19 protein-coding genes are annotated in these 16,005 nt (G+C 59.8%); 5 read left to right on the top strand and 14 right to left on the bottom strand.

Annotated elements, in window-relative coordinates:
* Positions 1-16: 16 nt before the first annotated feature.
* The 4 genes from yggU to CYR55_RS13935 all read right to left on the bottom strand — a co-directional run bounded on the left by yggU (position 17) and on the right by CYR55_RS13935 (position 2,487).
* Positions 17-310, bottom strand: coding sequence for a DUF167 family protein YggU (yggU, locus tag CYR55_RS13950; RefSeq protein ID WP_101816777.1), 294 nt, complete (start codon positions 308-310; stop codon positions 17-19).
* Positions 307-861, bottom strand: coding sequence for a YggT family protein (locus tag CYR55_RS13945; RefSeq protein ID WP_101816775.1), 555 nt, complete (start codon positions 859-861; stop codon positions 307-309). Before CYR55_RS13945 ends, yggU begins: the two co-directional genes overlap by 4 nt.
* A 20-nt stretch (positions 862-881) precedes the next feature.
* Positions 882-1,703 carry a pyrroline-5-carboxylate reductase gene (gene proC / locus CYR55_RS13940; RefSeq protein ID WP_101816773.1) on the bottom strand — a complete coding sequence of 274 codons (822 nt, stop codon included), beginning with the start codon at positions 1,701-1,703 and terminating at the stop codon, positions 882-884.
* Between the two features lie 73 nt (positions 1,704-1,776).
* Positions 1,777-2,487, bottom strand: coding sequence for a YggS family pyridoxal phosphate-dependent enzyme (locus CYR55_RS13935; protein ID WP_101816771.1), 711 nt, complete (start codon positions 2,485-2,487; stop codon positions 1,777-1,779).
* 20 nt (positions 2,488-2,507) lie between these two features.
* Here CYR55_RS13935 and CYR55_RS13930 point away from each other — a divergent pair, with 20 nt between their 5' ends.
* Positions 2,508-3,509 carry a type IV pilus twitching motility protein PilT gene (locus CYR55_RS13930; protein WP_101816769.1) on the top strand — a complete coding sequence of 334 codons (1,002 nt, stop codon included), beginning with the start codon at positions 2,508-2,510 and terminating at the stop codon, positions 3,507-3,509.
* Positions 3,510-3,664: 155 nt separating this feature from the next.
* Here CYR55_RS13930 and ruvX read toward each other — a convergent pair whose 3' ends face one another.
* The 9 genes from ruvX to CYR55_RS23580 all read right to left on the bottom strand — a co-directional run bounded on the left by ruvX (position 3,665) and on the right by CYR55_RS23580 (position 11,321).
* Positions 3,665-4,087, bottom strand: coding sequence for a Holliday junction resolvase RuvX (gene ruvX, locus CYR55_RS13925; protein WP_101816766.1), 423 nt, complete (start codon positions 4,085-4,087; stop codon positions 3,665-3,667).
* The gene (locus CYR55_RS13920) at positions 4,087-4,650 is read right to left on the bottom strand and encodes a YqgE/AlgH family protein (RefSeq protein WP_101816764.1); all 564 of its coding nucleotides are present in this window, start codon (positions 4,648-4,650) and stop codon (positions 4,087-4,089) included. Before CYR55_RS13920 ends, ruvX begins: the two co-directional genes overlap by 1 nt.
* Before the next feature lie 116 nt (positions 4,651-4,766).
* Positions 4,767-5,717, bottom strand: coding sequence for a glutathione synthase (gene gshB, locus CYR55_RS13915; protein ID WP_101816762.1), 951 nt, complete (start codon positions 5,715-5,717; stop codon positions 4,767-4,769).
* Between the two features lie 10 nt (positions 5,718-5,727).
* Positions 5,728-6,459 (bottom strand): 16S rRNA (uracil(1498)-N(3))-methyltransferase, encoded by a 732-nt coding sequence (rsmE, locus tag CYR55_RS13910; protein WP_101816760.1) that lies wholly within the window; start codon positions 6,457-6,459, stop codon positions 5,728-5,730.
* Between the two features lie 98 nt (positions 6,460-6,557).
* Positions 6,558-7,265 (bottom strand): deoxyribonuclease I, encoded by a 708-nt coding sequence (gene endA / locus CYR55_RS13905; protein WP_101816758.1) that lies wholly within the window; start codon positions 7,263-7,265, stop codon positions 6,558-6,560.
* A gap of 96 nt (positions 7,266-7,361) precedes the next feature.
* A complete protein-coding gene (locus CYR55_RS13900; protein WP_101816993.1) occupies positions 7,362-7,874 on the bottom strand; it encodes a SprT family zinc-dependent metalloprotease in 513 nt (170 codons plus the stop codon).
* Positions 7,875-7,959: 85 nt separating this feature from the next.
* Complete coding sequence (locus CYR55_RS13895) at positions 7,960-9,363, bottom strand: sugar porter family MFS transporter (RefSeq protein WP_101816756.1); 1,404 nt, start codon at positions 9,361-9,363, stop codon at positions 7,960-7,962.
* Between the two features lie 477 nt (positions 9,364-9,840).
* Positions 9,841-10,995 (bottom strand): methionine adenosyltransferase, encoded by a 1,155-nt coding sequence (metK, locus tag CYR55_RS13890; RefSeq protein ID WP_101816754.1) that lies wholly within the window; start codon positions 10,993-10,995, stop codon positions 9,841-9,843.
* Between the two features lie 176 nt (positions 10,996-11,171).
* Entirely contained in the window at positions 11,172-11,321 is a 150-nt protein-coding gene (locus CYR55_RS23580) for a hypothetical protein (protein WP_165699596.1), read from the bottom strand.
* 81 nt (positions 11,322-11,402) lie between these two features.
* Here CYR55_RS23580 and CYR55_RS24275 point away from each other — a divergent pair, with 81 nt between their 5' ends.
* The 3 genes from CYR55_RS24275 to speB all read left to right on the top strand — a co-directional run bounded on the left by CYR55_RS24275 (position 11,403) and on the right by speB (position 14,849).
* Positions 11,403-11,570 carry a hypothetical protein gene (locus CYR55_RS24275; RefSeq protein WP_476739106.1) on the top strand — a complete coding sequence of 56 codons (168 nt, stop codon included), beginning with the start codon at positions 11,403-11,405 and terminating at the stop codon, positions 11,568-11,570.
* Between the two features lie 268 nt (positions 11,571-11,838).
* Positions 11,839-13,821, top strand: a complete 1,983-nt coding sequence (gene speA, locus CYR55_RS13880; RefSeq protein ID WP_101816991.1) for a biosynthetic arginine decarboxylase — start codon at positions 11,839-11,841, stop codon at positions 13,819-13,821.
* A gap of 101 nt (positions 13,822-13,922) precedes the next feature.
* Positions 13,923-14,849, top strand: a complete 927-nt coding sequence (gene speB / locus CYR55_RS13875) for an agmatinase (RefSeq protein WP_101816749.1) — start codon at positions 13,923-13,925, stop codon at positions 14,847-14,849.
* A 67-nt stretch (positions 14,850-14,916) separates the two neighbouring features.
* Here speB and loiP read toward each other — a convergent pair whose 3' ends face one another.
* The gene (loiP, locus tag CYR55_RS13870) at positions 14,917-15,669 is read right to left on the bottom strand and encodes a metalloprotease LoiP (RefSeq protein ID WP_101816747.1); all 753 of its coding nucleotides are present in this window, start codon (positions 15,667-15,669) and stop codon (positions 14,917-14,919) included.
* A 239-nt stretch (positions 15,670-15,908) separates the two neighbouring features.
* On the opposite strand from loiP, the gene CYR55_RS24215 reads away from it, so the two are divergent.
* The coding region (locus tag CYR55_RS24215) for a hypothetical protein (RefSeq protein WP_201900571.1) at positions 15,909-16,005 on the top strand (97 nt) is incomplete at its 3' end.

Here is a 16,005-nt window from a genome sequence, read left to right as displayed (position 1 = left end):
TGCCGCCGGAGCGGCATCAGGGGACAAGCAGCGCGGCCACGTCAGCCGGGATCTGCTGCGGCGCAATAATGCGGACCTGTTTGTGGCGGCCAAGCTCACCTTTTTCGATGATCACCTGGCCTTTGGCCACCCGGAACTGTTTGGCGAGAAATTTCACCAGATGGGCATTGGCCTGCCCATCCACCGGCGGGGCAGTAATGGCGACTTTCAGTTCGTCGCCATGTAACCCGACAAGCTGGTCGCGGCTCGATTTCGGCTGAATATATAGCCTGAGCACCAGCCCGTCCAGTTGCGCGGTCACTGCACTCACAGCAGGAACCAGAGCTGCCCGAACAGATCCATGCCCAGGTAGTTGAGCATATAGAGAATTAATACCACCACCATCGCGGAAAAATCGATGCCGCCCATCGCCGGGATAACGCGGCGGATCGGGGCCATCAGCGGTTCGGTCAGCTGCATCAGCACGTAGTCCATCGGGCTGCTGCCGCGGCTGACCCAGCTCATGATCGAGCGGATAATGATCATCCAGAACACCAGATAACCGGCTGACTTAAGCACCGAGATCAGGCCAAACAGCAGATTATAAGGGCTGAGCGAGATGCCGCCGACCTGGATCAACAGCAGCAGCGGGTACTTGATGGTCATCAGCAGAAACGCCAGCAGCAGCGAGGCGCTGTCTACCGGCCCGAGGGACGGCACCACGCGGCGCAGCGGCCCGACGATAGGCTGGGTGATCTTTACCACAAACTGCGAAAACGGGTTGTAGAAGTCGGTGCGCGCCCACTGCATCCAGATGCGCAGCAGCAGCACCATCACGTAGAGGTCGACCAGGGTTTTGACCAGAAAAGTCAGCGTCAGCATAAATTACCTTGTTCCTGTGATTAAAACTGTTTTTCCATATCCTGAGCGCGGGCGATGGCGGCCTGCATGGCGCTGGCGACGATCTCCGGCAATTTCTGCTCATTCATGACCCGGAGCGCTTCCGCCGTGGTGCCGCCTTTCGACGTCACGCGCTCGCGCAGCGTGCCGATGGAAACCTCCGGGCTGGCTTCCACCAGGGCTGCTGCCCCGCTGGCCGCCTGCTGCACCAGCAGGCGCGCTTTGTCTGCCGGAAAGCCCTGGCGCTCCATCTCCTGCTGCATCGCTTCCATAAACAGGAAGAAGTAGGCCGGGGCGCTGCCGGCGGCGGCGATCACCTGATTGATGCCGTGCTCATCCTCTACCCAGCAGATTTTGCCCACGGATTCCATCAGCGCGGCGGTGAAATCGCGATCCTCCGCGGTGACGTACTCCGGCGCGTACAAGCCGCTCATGCCTTTGCCGACCAAAGACGGCGTATTCGGCATGATGCGCACGATATTGAGCTGTTCACCCAGCAGCGCGCAGAAGCGCTCCACCGTGACCCCGGCGGCAATCGACAGCACCAGCTTGCCGCTGAAGTCCACCTGACTGCGCAGCGCGCCGCACACTTCCGCCATCAATTGCGGTTTCACTGCCAGCACCACCACGCCCGCCTCGGCGGCGCAGGCGGCGTTGTCGCTGCGGCTGTGCACGCCATAGCGTTCTGCCAGGGCATCGCGATGGGTAGCGGACGGGGCGCAGACGCTGATCAGATCGGCCGGGTAGCCGCCTTCCACCAGTCCGGCGACGATGGCGCCCGCCATGTTACCAGCACCAATAAAGGCAATGTTGCGATGTTGCATGGGACTCCTTGTTGGGGTTATGCCGCTTAGTCAGTTTCGCGCCGGGCATCATCCCGGCGCGGTCAGGGTGAGGTTACTGGGGCGCGCCGTAGTCCCGCGCGCCGAAAATCGCGGTGCCGATGCGAACCATAGTGCTGCCCGCCGCAATCGCCGCGGGCATATCGTCTGTCATGCCCATCGACAGCGTGTCCGCCTGCGGGTGGCGCGCCTGTAACGCCGCCAGCGCGTCGGCCATCCCGCGGAACACCGCCAGCTGGCGCGCGTAGTCACTTTCCGGGGCCGGGATCGCCATCAGCCCGCGCAGCCGCAGGTTGGGCAACGCGGCCACCGCGTCAGCCAGTGCAGGTAATTCCGATAAAGGAATGCCCGCCTTGCTGGCTTCGTCACTGATGTTGACCTGAATCAGCACATTGAGCGGCGGCAGTGAGGCGGGGCGCTGTTCATTCAGCCGGGTGGCGATCTTCAGCCGGTCTACGGTGTGGCACCAGGCAAAGTGCTCCGCCACCAGACGGCTTTTATTGGATTGCAGCGGCCCGATAAAGTGCCAGACCAGCTCTGTCGCCAGCGGGTGTCCGGCGAAGTGGTGGATCTTGTCCACGCCCTCCTGCACATAGTTTTCCCCAAAGGCGCGCTGCCCGGCAGCCATCGCTTCTTCGAGCGCACTCGCAGGTTTGGTTTTACTCACGGCAAGCAGCGTAATTTCTTTGGCATCCCGCCCGCATTCTGCGGCAGCGGCGGCGATACGGCGGCGAACATCCTGTAGATTGTGCTCAATCGTACTCATAGTGGCTCAGGCGTCGTGACATGGATATCAATGAATGGGTGGCCCTTAGTGTAAAGCATAATGCCTCCGATCTGCACCTCTGTACCGGACATCCGCCCATCTGGCGGCAGGACGGCAGCTTGCGGTGCGGGGAGGGCGTTCCCCCGCTCACCGCCGCCCAGCTGGCGCAGTGGTGTGAACCCTGGCTTGACGGGGCGCAGCGGCAGGCGCTGGAGACCCACGGCCAGCTTGATGCCGCGCTGACGTTGCCGGGCGGGCAGCGCTTCCGTGCGCATCTGTTCCACCAAAGCAACGGGCTTTCCGCTGCGCTGCGGCCGTTGCCGGTGGCCTGCCCGACGCCCGCTGCCCTGGGCGCGCCGCCGGTGCTGCTGGAGTGGGTTACGGCGGAGGATGGGCTGATCCTGGTGACCGGGGCCACCGGCAGCGGCAAATCCACCACACTGGCGGCGCTGGTCGGCCACCTCAACCGCCACCATGCGCGGCACATCATCACACTGGAAGACCCGATCGAATTCCTGCACCCAAGCGACTGCTGCCTGATCCAGCAGCGGGAGATCGGGCTGCACTGCGCGACCTTTGCACAGGGGCTGCGCGGGGCGCTGCGGGAAGACCCGGACGTGATTCTGCTCGGCGAGCTGCGGGATGCGGAGTCGATCCGGCTGGCGCTGACGGCAGCGGAAACCGGCCACCTGGTGCTGGCAACATTGCATACCCGCAGCGCGGCGCAGGCGGTAGACCGGCTGGTGGATGTGTTCCCGGCAGAGGAGAAAGCCTTTGCCCGCGCGCAGCTGGCGGGCAGCCTGCGGGCGGTGGTGGCGCAGATGCTGTGTGCCACGGCGGGCGGCGGGCGCACGGCACTGTTTGAGACGCTGGCCGCCACCCCGGCAGTAAGCAACCTGATCCGCGAGGGCAAAACCCACCAGTTGCCCGGCCTGTTACAGACCGGCGCGCAGGCCGGGATGCAGACCTTCGCCCAGCACCGGAAACAGCGGGAAGCCGAAGGCGTGGTATTCGCTGAGTAGTGAACGGGCGGGAGGAAGGGGCTGATAAGGGCGGAAAACAGGCGCTGGAAATGGGGTGATGGAAACGAGGTGAGGGGGGAACAGGCGTTAGAAAAGAGGTGGCTGAAAACGGCAGTCAGCGCGGCGGCAGGCACACGGCGCGCTGATACCGGAGGTTAACCGTAATGGTTTTCGAACCAGCTTTCGAGGATCACCACGGCGGAGGCGGAATCCACGCTGCCTTTGTCCAGCGCGCGGAAACCGCCGCTGCTGAACAGGTGGGCACGGGCCTCTACGGTGCTTAACCGCTCATCATGCAGCTCGACCTGCACGCCAAAGCGGCCATGCAGGCGGTTGGCAAACTTGCGCGCCCGGGCGGTCAGCGGTTGCTCGGTACCGTCCATGTTCAGCGGCAGGCCCACGATCACCAGATCGGGTTGCCACTCTTTCAGCAACTTCTCGATCTTCTGCCAGTCGGGGGTGCCGTCCTGCGCTTTGAAGGCGGACAGGGCGCGGGCGGTGCCGGTTATCTCCTGGCCGATGGCGGCACCGATGCTTTTGGTGCCGAAGTCAAAGGCGATTAAGGTGCGCTGGCTCATCAGGCGTGGCCCGCCTGGGTCGCAATGTTGGTGATGTCGATGCCGAGACGGCGGCCGGCTTCACGCCAGCGGTCAGCGACCGGCACCGTGAACAGAATATCGACGCTGGCTTCGGAGGTCAGCCAGGCATTTTCCAGCAACTCTTTCTCCAGTTGCCCCTGCTCCCAGCTGGCGTAACCCAGCGCCACCAGCACCTCTTCCGGCTGGTCAAGGGTGCCCAGGGTTTCCAGCACGTCTTTGGAGGTGGTGATCATCGTCTTGTCAGAAATCAGGATGCTGGAGCCGAAGCTCTCACGTGGGGTATGCAGGATGAAGCCGCGATCTTCTGCCAGGGGGCCGCCGGAAAAGACCGGCTTGTCCAGGCGGATGGCGGGGTCGCGGGCAACCGGGGCGATATTGAGTTTTTCCAGCACACCTTCCACGGTGAGCTGCTCAATCGGCTTGTTAATCACCAGACCCATCGCGCCTTCTTCATTGTGCTCACAGATATACACAACGGCACGTTTGAATTGCGGATCGTCCAAAGAGGGCATGGCAATAAGAAAGTGATGCTGTAAATTCATTATAGTTTGGAGGTTTCGCGGGGTTAAAGGGTACACGATCTGTAGTATGCGGTGTATGGCAGAGCAAGTCACTGGCCGCATTCTGAAAAGGCGGCCAGTTTCCGGGCTTTCAGGCGTTAGCGGGCGGCCAGGCGCTTCTCAATGGCATCCATCAGCATCCCGGTGATGGAGATCGGGAACGCGGCTTCGATTTCACGGGCGCAGGTCGGGCTGGTGACGTTAATTTCCGTCAGGCGATCGCCGATGATATCCAGACCCACAAAGATCAGGCCTTTCTGCTTCAGGATCGGCGCCACAGTACGGGCGATCTGCCAGTCAGATTCGCTCAGCGGGCGGGCTTCGCCACGGCCACCGGCCGCCAGGTTGCCGCGCGTCTCACCTTGTGCCGGAATACGCGCCAGGCAGTAAGGCACCGGCTCGCCGTCCACCACCAGCACACGCTTGTCGCCTTCCTTGATGGCCGGCAGGTAGTTTTGCGCCATGCAGTAACGGCTGCCGTGCTCGGTCAGGGTTTCGATGATCACGGATACGTTCGGGTCATCCTGCTTCACGCGGAAGATGGAGGCACCGCCCATGCCGTCCAGCGGCTTGAGGATCACATCGCCGTGCTCCTGGTGGAAGTTGCGCAGGTGCGCCTTGTCGCGGCTGACGAGCGTGTCCGGCGTCAGTTCCGGGAACCAGGCGGTGAACAGCTTTTCGTTGCAGTCACGCAGGCTCTGCGGCTTGTTGACGATCAGCGTGCCTTTGTCTTCCGCGCGCTCCAGGATGTAGGTGGCGTAGATGAACTCGGTGTCGAACGGCGGGTCTTTACGCATCAGGATGGTGTCCAGCTGGTGCAGCGGGATGTCCTGCTCGCCGCCAAACTGGTACCACTGTTCGTAATTCTGCTCCACGCTCAGCAGGCGGGTGCGCGCCCGCGCTTCACCGCCGCGCAGGTAGAGGTCGTTCATTTCCATGTAATGGATTTCCCAACCGCGGCGCTGTGCTTCCAGCAGCATGGCAAAGCTGGTGTCTTTTTTAATGTTGATGGAGGAAATCGGGTCCATCACGATGCCGAGCTTGATCATTCTCTCTCCTTTAACCCAGGTCGCCAAAGCGCACCTGGAGTGCAGTTATCGCTGTGAGCGCGGTAGTTTCGGTACGTAAAACGCGTGGCCCCAGCAGGATGTCGGTAAAGCCCACCGTGGCGGTCATGGCGATTTCGTCTGACGATAATCCCCCTTCCGGGCCAATCAGCAAGCGAACTTTTTTCACCGGCAGGGGCAGGGTGTTAATACTCTGGCTGGCGCGCGGGTGCAGGTTCAGCTTCAGGCTGTCATCCTGCTCGCGGCACCACGCCTCAAGGGTCATCGCCTCACGGATCAGCGGAATGCGGTTACGGCCGCACTGTTCACAGGCGGCCACGGCGATCTTCTGCCACTGCTGGATCTTTTTCGCCAGCCGATCGCCGTCCAGTTTAACCCCGCAGCGCTCGGAAAACAGGGGGGTAATTGTGCTGACACCCAGCTCAATCGACTTCTGGATGGTGAACTCCATCTTCTCCCCGCGCGACATCACCTGGCCGAGATGCAGGTCAAGCGGTGACTCCACATCCTGCACCACGCCCGCGCCCAGGCGTACCTGTACGCTTTTCTTCTCTACCTGGGTAATCTCCGCAGGAAAGACCTGGTTGCTGCCGTCAAAAAGGTGCAGTTGCTGGCCTGCGGTCATGCGCAGCACGCGGCCGACATGGTTGGCGGCCTCATCGCTCAGCGTGAGGGTGCTGCCGGAGTGCAGCGGTTCCGGATGATAAATGCGGGGAATACGCATAACGGGGTTCAACGTCCTGTGTGACATAAGGGAGGCCGCAGTACGGCGCAACGGGCGCGCAGCGGCTCTGGCCCTGCGCGCGGAATGCCTAGTGTAGGTTAGCCTTTTCGCTGCTGGCAAGCCTGCTGCACATAGGGGTTGTGGTTGCCCTGTACGGCGGCGATGCGGTTGTCCCGCGTGCACTCCCAGTCGGTGACCGGGTAGAGGCGGTTCCAGACGTCAAACAGCTGGGTTTGCTGGCTGGAGAGGCGCAGCTGGTAGTGGTCACGCATGTAGAAATAAGTACGGGCGATGGCACCCCGGGCGCGGGCCGGTGGCTCGGCGCTCTTGTCTTTGAAGTCTACTTTCATTTCACAGCGGCCGTACTGGCCTTCACCGCCGCGCCACTGGTTATACATGAAGTTCCCGCGGTCGCCGTTCACTTCGCCGACGGACGGTTCCAGGTTGTGCAGGTCAGTTTCCATCTGGCGGTAGACCGGATCTTTCACACAATTTTTACGCCCGCCGTCCTGCCAGCACTGGCGCTGGTGGCCGAACTGCCAGGCCGGCACCACATGCTCCCATTCAATACGGTTGGCGCGTAGGGCGCTTTTGCGCACCTGATAGCCGCAGGAGGCGAGATCGGGGATGCCCTTTTTGCCCTGCCAGGTGATTTTGCAGCCGCAGTAGAAATCGCCGGGCGCGTCCTGGTGAATCTTTGCCGCTTCCGCCTTGGCCTGGCTGAAGTTGTTAATCTCTTTGCTGACGCCGGTAAGCGGCAACAGGGCACCGGTAAGAAGCAGGGTAACGATAATTTTGCGGGACATATTCCAAAACTGCCTGAGGGGAAAAGTGCGAGAGTAACGGATGTGTAACACGGTGGCAAATCAGCGGCCCCGTTTTTACGGCGCGGTCACGCAAGGTCAGGTGGGTGTATCCCCGGCCGGGTGCAGAGTGCGGCCGCAGCGGCGGCAGCGATACTCCGCTTCGTTGCGCAGCACGCGGTTATGGCGGCGCAGCGTCAGCTCGTGATGCTGGCAGCCGCACTGGTAGAGGAAGGTTTTGCTCTGGACGGAGGCAATCTCAAACTGGTGGGTACGCCGCGCCGGAACGCCCAGCACGCTCTCCATCATCCACTGCCACTGTTTGCCGTGCGGCGGCACGCGGCCGAACCGGCGGTGCACCAGCAGGTGCGCCAGTTCATGCGGAATAACTTCATCAATGAAGCGCTGCTCATTCTCCAGCAGTAATACCGGGTTGAGGCGGATCTCCCAGCGGTCAAGCCAGGCGGTGCCCGCCGAAGTGCCGCGCTGCTGGTAGAGCAGCACCGGCTCCGGGTAATCGGTGCCCAGTTGCTGGTTGGCCTGCTGCAATTTCTCGCGCAGGCAGCGCATCACCGCCTGTTGCAGGGCGATCGGGATTCGTACTGGTTTCATATCCGGCAGAATAGTGAAGCCGGCCGGTTCCGGCAATAAAAAAAGGGCGCCCCGTGGGGCGCCCTGTCAGCAGAAGCCGCGATAATCAGTCCTGAGCACCGATGTCGCGCAGCGCTTTGCCTTTCATCAGGTTGCGTTCGATGTGTTCCAGCGAGACGTTTTTGGTCTCCGGAATCAGCGCGATGGTGATGAAGATGAACACCACGTTCAGCGCGCCGTACACCCAGAAGGTGTTGGCGTTGCCGAGCGTGTCCAGCATCGTCAGGAAGGTCGCGCCCACAATCATGTTGGCAATCCAGTTGGTGGCGGTAGAGACGGTGATACCGAAATCACGCCCTTTCAGCGGCTGGATCTCAGAGCACAATACCCAGATCAGCGGGCCGGCGCTCATGGCAAAGCCGACGATGAAGATCAGCAGCATCGCGATAGCGAAGTATTTCGCCGCCATGGTCTCCACGCCGAGGTGCAGCATGGTACCCAGTACGCCCATGCCGATCGCCATGACCAGGAAGCCCAGCTTCAGGGTCGGCTTACGGCCCCAGCGGTCTACCAGGCCAATCGCAATGAAGGTCGCCAGTACGTTGACCAGCCCGACAATCACCGTGCCCCACATCTGCTGGTTGGTGCTGGCGAAACCGGCCAGGCCGAAGATTTTCGGCGCGTAGTACATGATGACGTTCATCCCGGTGAACTGCTGCATCACCTGCAACAGGATGCCGAGGTACACGGTGCGGCGGAAGTTTGAGTTGCTCTTGAACAGCGCCCAGCCGGACTGCTTGATCTTCAGGCTTTCACGGATCTCATCCAGCTCACGTTTTGCCTGCTCGCTGGTGTCACGCAGTTTTTCCAGCACCCGGCGCGCTTTTTCATTGCTGCCGCGGGCCGCCAGCCAGCGTGGGCTGTCCGGCAGGAAGAAAACGCCGATCAGCAGCAGCAGGGCAGGGATGGTGATCACGCCCAGCATCCAGCGCCATGCGCCGGTGTAGCTGAAGCCGGTATCAGAGAGGTAGGCACCCAGAATACCGATGGTGATCATCAGCTGGTACATGGAGATCATGCTGCCGCGGATCTTCTCCGGTGCGATTTCCGACAGGTAGATCGGGGCGGTGTAGGAGGCGATACCCACGGCCAGGCCCAACAGCACACGTGCAACGATCAGCACGTCCACGTTCGGGGCCAGGGCGGAAGCCAGAGAGCCAATCACAAACAGCACTGCGCCGATCATCAGACTGTATTTACGGCCAATGCGGAAGTTAAGCCAGCCACTGCCGACGGCGCCTACGGCGGCACCGAACATCATGGAACTGACCACCCACTCTTGTTGATGGTTGGTTATCTGAAACTCATTGCTGATAAACGGCAGCGCCCCGGCGATAACGCCGATGTCCAGGCCAAACAGCAGCCCAGCCAGTGCGGCAAGAAAACAAACAAAGAAAGTGATTCTGGCACTAGAGCCATTCCTTTCTTTGCTTAACGTAATGTTACTCATTGGGCCTCCAAGATGGCATGTATTAATTAGGTCGCTATGTTATTTGCCCAGTCTCGTTGATAAAGTGCGCCAGATCACACTTATGTAATCGGTTACACCTATTATAACCAGGTATATTGCTGATTAATCGAGCCTTCGCGCCCGAAATAACGGGACGAAATGCGCGCCGCAGATTATTCGTTGAAGCGCGATGAAAGAGCAATCAGATTTTGACGAAAGCTTACAAAAGAAAAATATAATTCCCTGTTTTATAAGTGACTTTTATGTGTAATCGGTTTCAGTTATCAGAGAAATACGCAAAAGGGCATGGGAAAACGTAAATATTCCCTTTTTTATTAATGGGTAAAAAAGGGGAATAAAAAGGCGGAAATCAAAAGCTGCCCCTTTCCTAGGCCGCCAACCACCTGAAAAAAGCCGGGCAATAAATAATAAAAAACCCCGGCAGTTCCCTGCCGGGGTCATCATTCATGCAGAAACTTACTTCAGGCCGGCAGCATCACGCAGTTGCGCGGCTTTGTCGGTTTTTTCCCATGGGAAGTGCTCGCGGCCAAAGTGGCCATAGGCGGCAGTTTCTTTGTAGATCGGGTGCAGCAGGTCCAGCATCTGGATCAGGCCGTAAGGGCGCAGGTCGAAGAACTCACGCACCAGCAGGGTCAGTTGCTCGGTAGGCACTTTCTCAGTCCCGAAGGTTTCAACCATGATGGAGGTCGGTTCCGCCACGCCGATGGCGTAGGAGACCTGAATCTCACAACGGTCAGCCAGGCCGGCCGCCACGATGTTTTTCGCCACGTAACGCGCCGCATAGGCCGCAGAGCGGTCAACTTTGGACGGGTCTTTGCCGGAGAAGGCACCGCCGCCGTGACGGGCCATGCCGCCGTAGGTGTCAACGATGATTTTACGGCCGGTCAGGCCACAGTCGCCCATCGGGCCGCCGATCACAAAACGGCCGGTCGGGTTGATGAAGAATTTGGTGCTGGTGCTGAGCCACTCTGCCGGCAGAACCGGTTTGATGATCTCTTCCATCACCGCTTCCTGCAGCTCTTTCTGGCCGATCTCTTCTGCGTGCTGGGTAGAGAGCACCACGGCGTCGATGCCGACAATTTTGCCGCCGTCATATTGGAAGGTGACCTGGCTTTTTGCATCCGGGCGCAGCCACGGCAGGATGCCGCTCTTGCGCACTTCAGCCTGGCGCTGCACCAGACGGTGGGCATAGGTGACCGGGGCCGGCATCAGCACGTCGGTTTCATTGGTGGCGTAGCCAAACATCAGGCCCTGGTCACCGGCACCCTGTTCCAGCGGGTCAGAACGGTCAACGCCCTGGTTGATGTCCGGGGACTGTTTGCCGATGGCACTCAATACGGCGCAGGAGTTGGCATCAAAGCCCATGTCAGAATGAACATAACCAATTTCACGCACGGTGTTACGGGTGATCTCTTCGATATCGACCCAGGCGCTGGTGGTGATCTCGCCGCCTACCATGACCATGCCGGTTTTGACATAGGTTTCACACGCCACGCGTGCTTTCGGATCCTGCTCGAGGATGGCGTCAAGAACGGCGTCAGAAATCTGATCGGCAATCTTGTCCGGATGTCCTTCTGAAACAGATTCGGACGTAAAGAGGTGTTTAGCCATTATCTTCTTCACCTTGAGAAACGGGTTAAGTAATTACTGTGCGGCACAGGGCATGCCGGATAAGAGGTGAGCGCAGCTCCCCTGGGTCTGAAATGCATCCCGCACTGCCCGCAGACGAGCCGATCAACAGTTCATTGGTTAACCACGATAGACGGATTAACATCTGGACGGCTATTTTAGGTCAGCTTTTGGCCGGATTGCCAGTGCTTTTTTTGCAAGGTTGTTACAGCAAAGCGCGCGCCGCTGCACAAGGCGTCGCCTGAAACGTTGCGGCACACATTTTCATTTTGCATTTTCAGGCTGATACCGGTATAACCAGCGCGCATCGGGCACCCGTCCGACCCTGTTAATTATTTCTTAGAGGCTTGGCTGCCAACCCGGCAGCGTGCGTGGAGGTGGTGAGATTAATGACCCGCTGTTTACCGGTTGTTACATTTATGCAGCTGCGGCATCGCGTGATGTCACTCGCCACGGCAACCTGCCTCTCCTCTTTGTCTTCGACATCTGAACGGTGTTATCCCCCTCTGGGTGCAACCCAGGATTCCCGGGCCGGCAAGCCTGGATCACTCCCCTGAACCTTTAGTCTGCGCTGTTATCCCCGCAGGCCGGAGACGTCGTTTCTGACGCTTCAACTTCCGTATAACCGGCATAACGCCGGAATAATTCGCCTCGAGAGTCGAGGTTTGAAGCAGGTGTTTTACACTTAAAGGGGTGTTAACGCCCTTACACCGCCTTCCCAGCAGCGTTTTATCCTGCGTGGAGGGGCATGGTGTGGGTTGTTCTCATCGATTATTACTGTGATAGTGGCTGGCCATGTTGTCAGTACAGAATAAGAGGCAAATGATGTCTGATGATATGTTGCACCACCGTCCGTCCTTGTCGGGCGAACCTATTTCTTTGCGCTCCATGCAGGAGGTTGCCGTGAATGACCGGAATGCCAGCAAAATGCTGCGCACGTATAATGTCGCCTATTGGGGCAACAACTATTATGACGTCAACGAACGGGGCCACATCAGTGTCTGCCCGGATCCGGACGTGCCTGAAGCGCGGGTTGACCTGGCAGAGCTGGTCAAGGAGCTGCGTGAAGAAGATGGCCAGCGCCTGCCCGCGCTGTTCTGTTTCCCGCAGATCCTGCAACACCGTTTGCGCTCGATTAATGCGGCGTTCAAACGCGCACGCGAGTCGTTTGGTTATCAGGGCGGCTACTTCCTGGTCTACCCGATCAAGGTAAACCAGCACCGCCGCGTGATTGAGTCGCTGATCAATTCCGGCGAACCGCTGGGGCTGGAGGCCGGTTCCAAGGCGGAACTGATGGCAGTGCTGGCGCACGCCGGCATGACCCGTTCAGTGATTGTGTGCAACGGCTACAAAGACCGCGAATATATCCGCCTGGCGCTGATTGGCGAGAAGCTGGGCCATAAGGTCTATCTGGTCATCGAGAAGATGTCTGAGATCAATATGGTGCTGGAAGAAGCGGAACGCCTGAATGTGGTGCCGCGCCTGGGCGTGCGTGCCCGCCTGGCCTCCCAGGGCTCCGGCAAGTGGCAGTCCAGCGGCGGTGAAAAATCCAAATTCGGCCTCGCAGCGATCCAGGTACTGAAGCTGGTGGAAACCCTGCGTGAGGCCGGCCGCCTCGACAGCCTGCAACTGCTGCACTTCCACCTCGGCTCGCAGCTGGCGAACATCCGTGACATCGCCACCGGGGTGCGTGAGTCGGCGCGCTTCTATGTGGAATTGCACAAACTCGGCGTGAACATCCAGTGCTTCGACGTCGGCGGCGGCCTGGGCGTAGACTATGAAGGCACGCGCTCGCAGTCTGACTGCTCGGTGAACTATGGCCTGAATGAGTACGCCAACAACGTGATCTGGGGCATCGGCGAAGCCTGTAATGAGCATAACCTGCCGCACCCGACGGTGATCACCGAGTCCGGCCGTGCCGTGACCGCGCACCACACGGTGCTGGTGTCCAACGTCATTGGCGTGGAGCGCAACGAGTTCAGTGATGATCCGCTGCCGCCGCCGGAAGATGCGCCGCGTGCGCTTGAGAGCCTGTGGAACACCTGGCAGGAGATGCACGACCCGGCCAACCGCCGCTCGCTGCGCGAATGGCTGCATGACAGCCAGATGGATCTGCACGACGTCCACACCCAGTATGCCCACGGGATGCTTGACCTGACCAACCGCGCCTGGGCTGAACAGCTCTACCTGAACATCTGCAACCTGATCCAGCAGCAGCTTGACCCGAGCAACCGTGCGCACCGCCCGATTATCGATGAGTTGCAGGAGCGCATGGCGGACAAGTTCTACGTCAACTTCTCGCTGTTCCAGTCAATGCCGGATGCGTGGGGGATCGACCAGCTGTTCCCGGTGCTGCCGCTGGAAGGGCTGGACCAGCCGCCGGAGCGCCGCGCCGTGCTGCTCGACATCACCTGTGACTCCGACGGCACCATTGATCACTATGTTGACGGTGACGGCGTGGCCGCCACCATGCCGATGCCGCCTTACGACCCGGAGAACCCGCCGGTGCTGGGCTTCTTTATGGTCGGCGCGTACCAGGAGATCCTGGGCAACATGCACAACCTGTTTGGGGATACCGCCGCAGTGGATGTGTTTGTGTTCCCGGACGGCAATGTTGAAGTGCAGCATTCCGATGACGGCGACACCGTGGCCGACATGCTGGAATATGTGCAACTTGACCCGAAAGTGCTGCTGGCTCGTTTCCGTGATCAGGTCAAAGAGACCGATCTGGATGACGCGCTGCAAAGCGAATTCCTGGAAGAGTTTGAAGCCGGTCTGTACGGCTACACCTACCTGGAAGACGAGTAACCTGATAACAGTCCCCTCTCTGCCGCGCCTGCGGGCGGGGAGGGAATTTTTTTACACCCGCATCCCGGCCGCGCCGGGGTGGATAATAAAGAGGATGAACGATGAGCACTTTGGGACATCAACCCGATAACTCTCTGGTTTCCAATGCATTTGGTTTTCTGCGTTTTCCGGTAAACTTCCAGCCGTATGACAGCGACGCAGAGTGGGTCATTACCGGTGTGCCGTTCGACATGGCGACTTCCGGCCGTTCCGGCTCCCGCCTCGGCCCGGCGGCGATCCGTCAGGTGTCGGTAAACCTGGCGTGGGAAGGCAAACGCTGGCCGTGGAGTTTTGACCTGCGCGAGCGCCTGAACGTGGTGGACTGCGGTGACCTGGTGTTTAACTTCGGCGACGCCCAGGACTTCACCGACAAGCTGCAGGCCCACGCGGAAAAACTGCTGGCATCCGGCAAGCGTATGCTGACTTTCGGCGGTGACCACTTCATCACCCTGCCGCTGCTGCGTGCCCACGCCAAACAGTTCGGCAAAATGGCACTGCTGCATTTCGATGCGCACACCGACACCTACTCCAACGGCAGCAAATTCGACCACGGCACCATGTTCTTCCATGCGCCGAACGAAGGGCTGATTGACGCTGACCGCTCCGTGCAGATCGGCATCCGTACCGAGTTCGACAAAGATCTGGGCTTCACCGTGCTCGACGCGGCACAGGTCAACGACCGCACCGTGGACGACATCCTGGCGCAGGTGAAACAGATCGTCGGCGATCTGCCGGTGTACCTGAGCTTTGACATCGACTGCCTGGACCCGGCACACGCACCGGGCACCGGCACACCGGTGATCGGCGGCCTGACCTCCGATCGCGCGCTGAAACTGGTTCGCGGCCTGAAAGATCTCGACATCAACATCGTCGGCATGGACATCGTGGAAGTCGCCCCGGCGTACGACCAGTCCGAGATCACGGCGCTGGCCGCCGCGACGCTGGCGCTGGAGATGCTCCACGTGCAGGCGGACAAAAAAGGCGCGTAATCGCGCTATTTTGCCCCTAAGAAAAAAGCAGCCGGTTGGCTGCTTTTTTTATGCCTGTGAACCGCGCTTATTTACCGGCGGCGATACGCTCACGGATATGTCTGGCGCGCGCCTCAGAAGAGGGGTGATCGCTCAGCCAGTCAAGGCCGCCGCCCTGTTCGAGTTTGGCCAGCTTTTCAAAGCTGGTGGCCAGCCCAATCGGGTCGATGCCGCGTTTTTTCAGCAGATCAAAGGAGTAGTCATCCGCTTCGGACTCCTGCTTCTGCGAGAACTGCGCGTTAACCAGTTTCTCACCGAGGTCCGCCAGCTGAGACTGGGAGAGCGCGCCGGTGATGCCGCCGAGCGCCGAGGCCGCCGTACGCGCGGCGGTGGTGCCGTAAGCCACCTGCATCGCTTTACGGGTGTGGCCCAGCGCCACGTGGCCCATCTCATGGCCGAGCACGCCTTCCACTTCGTTGTCGTCCATCAGATCCATCAGCCCGCTGTAAACGCGGATGCAGCCGTTGGCCATCGCCCAGGCGTTCACATCCTTGGTGACATAGACCTTGTAGTTCGCCGGCTGGCCGTTGATGTTGTCACCCAGCGCGGCGGCGATCTTCGCCAGCCGCTGGCTGTATTCGCTGTCCGCCGGGGCGATCTGTGCTTTTTTGTCCATCTCTTCGCAGGATTGCACGCTGAGGGTTTTGACCTGCTCATCACTCAGGGTGGCCGCCTGGTAGGCTTGCGCGCCGGATTGCAGCAAAGACTGGGAATTCATGTTCTGGCAACCGCTCAGCAGGGCAGCCATGCTGAACGCTAAAAGCGCGGGGCGCATTTTCATAGAGTTATCTTCCTGTGACATAACAAGGGAACCGGGGCGCAGCATACCCCAAACGTAAAGAAAGCGTTAAGGTAAGTAATGGGGCTGCACCGGCATAGACCATTTTTCCGAAAAAGTGCACCAGAATGGCTGACAACTTGTGATCGCCTTCACAAATGGTTTTAACGATTGCCGTTTTAATGCCGACTCTGACAAAATGCCTGACTTGATCGCTTTTTTAATCCGACCTGGAGTTGAACATGTCCTCTCGTAAAGAGCTTGCCAATGCTATCCGTGCGCTGAGCATGGATGGGGTGCAGAAAGCCAAATCCGGCCACCCCGGCGCCCCGATGGGGA

The sequence above is a fragment of the Chimaeribacter californicus genome (assembly GCF_002858675.1).
Taxonomy (GTDB): domain Bacteria; phylum Pseudomonadota; class Gammaproteobacteria; order Enterobacterales; family Enterobacteriaceae; genus Chimaeribacter; species Chimaeribacter californicus.
Note: the sequence above shows the minus strand (reverse complement) of the source record. Positions and strands in the feature narration are given on the sequence as shown.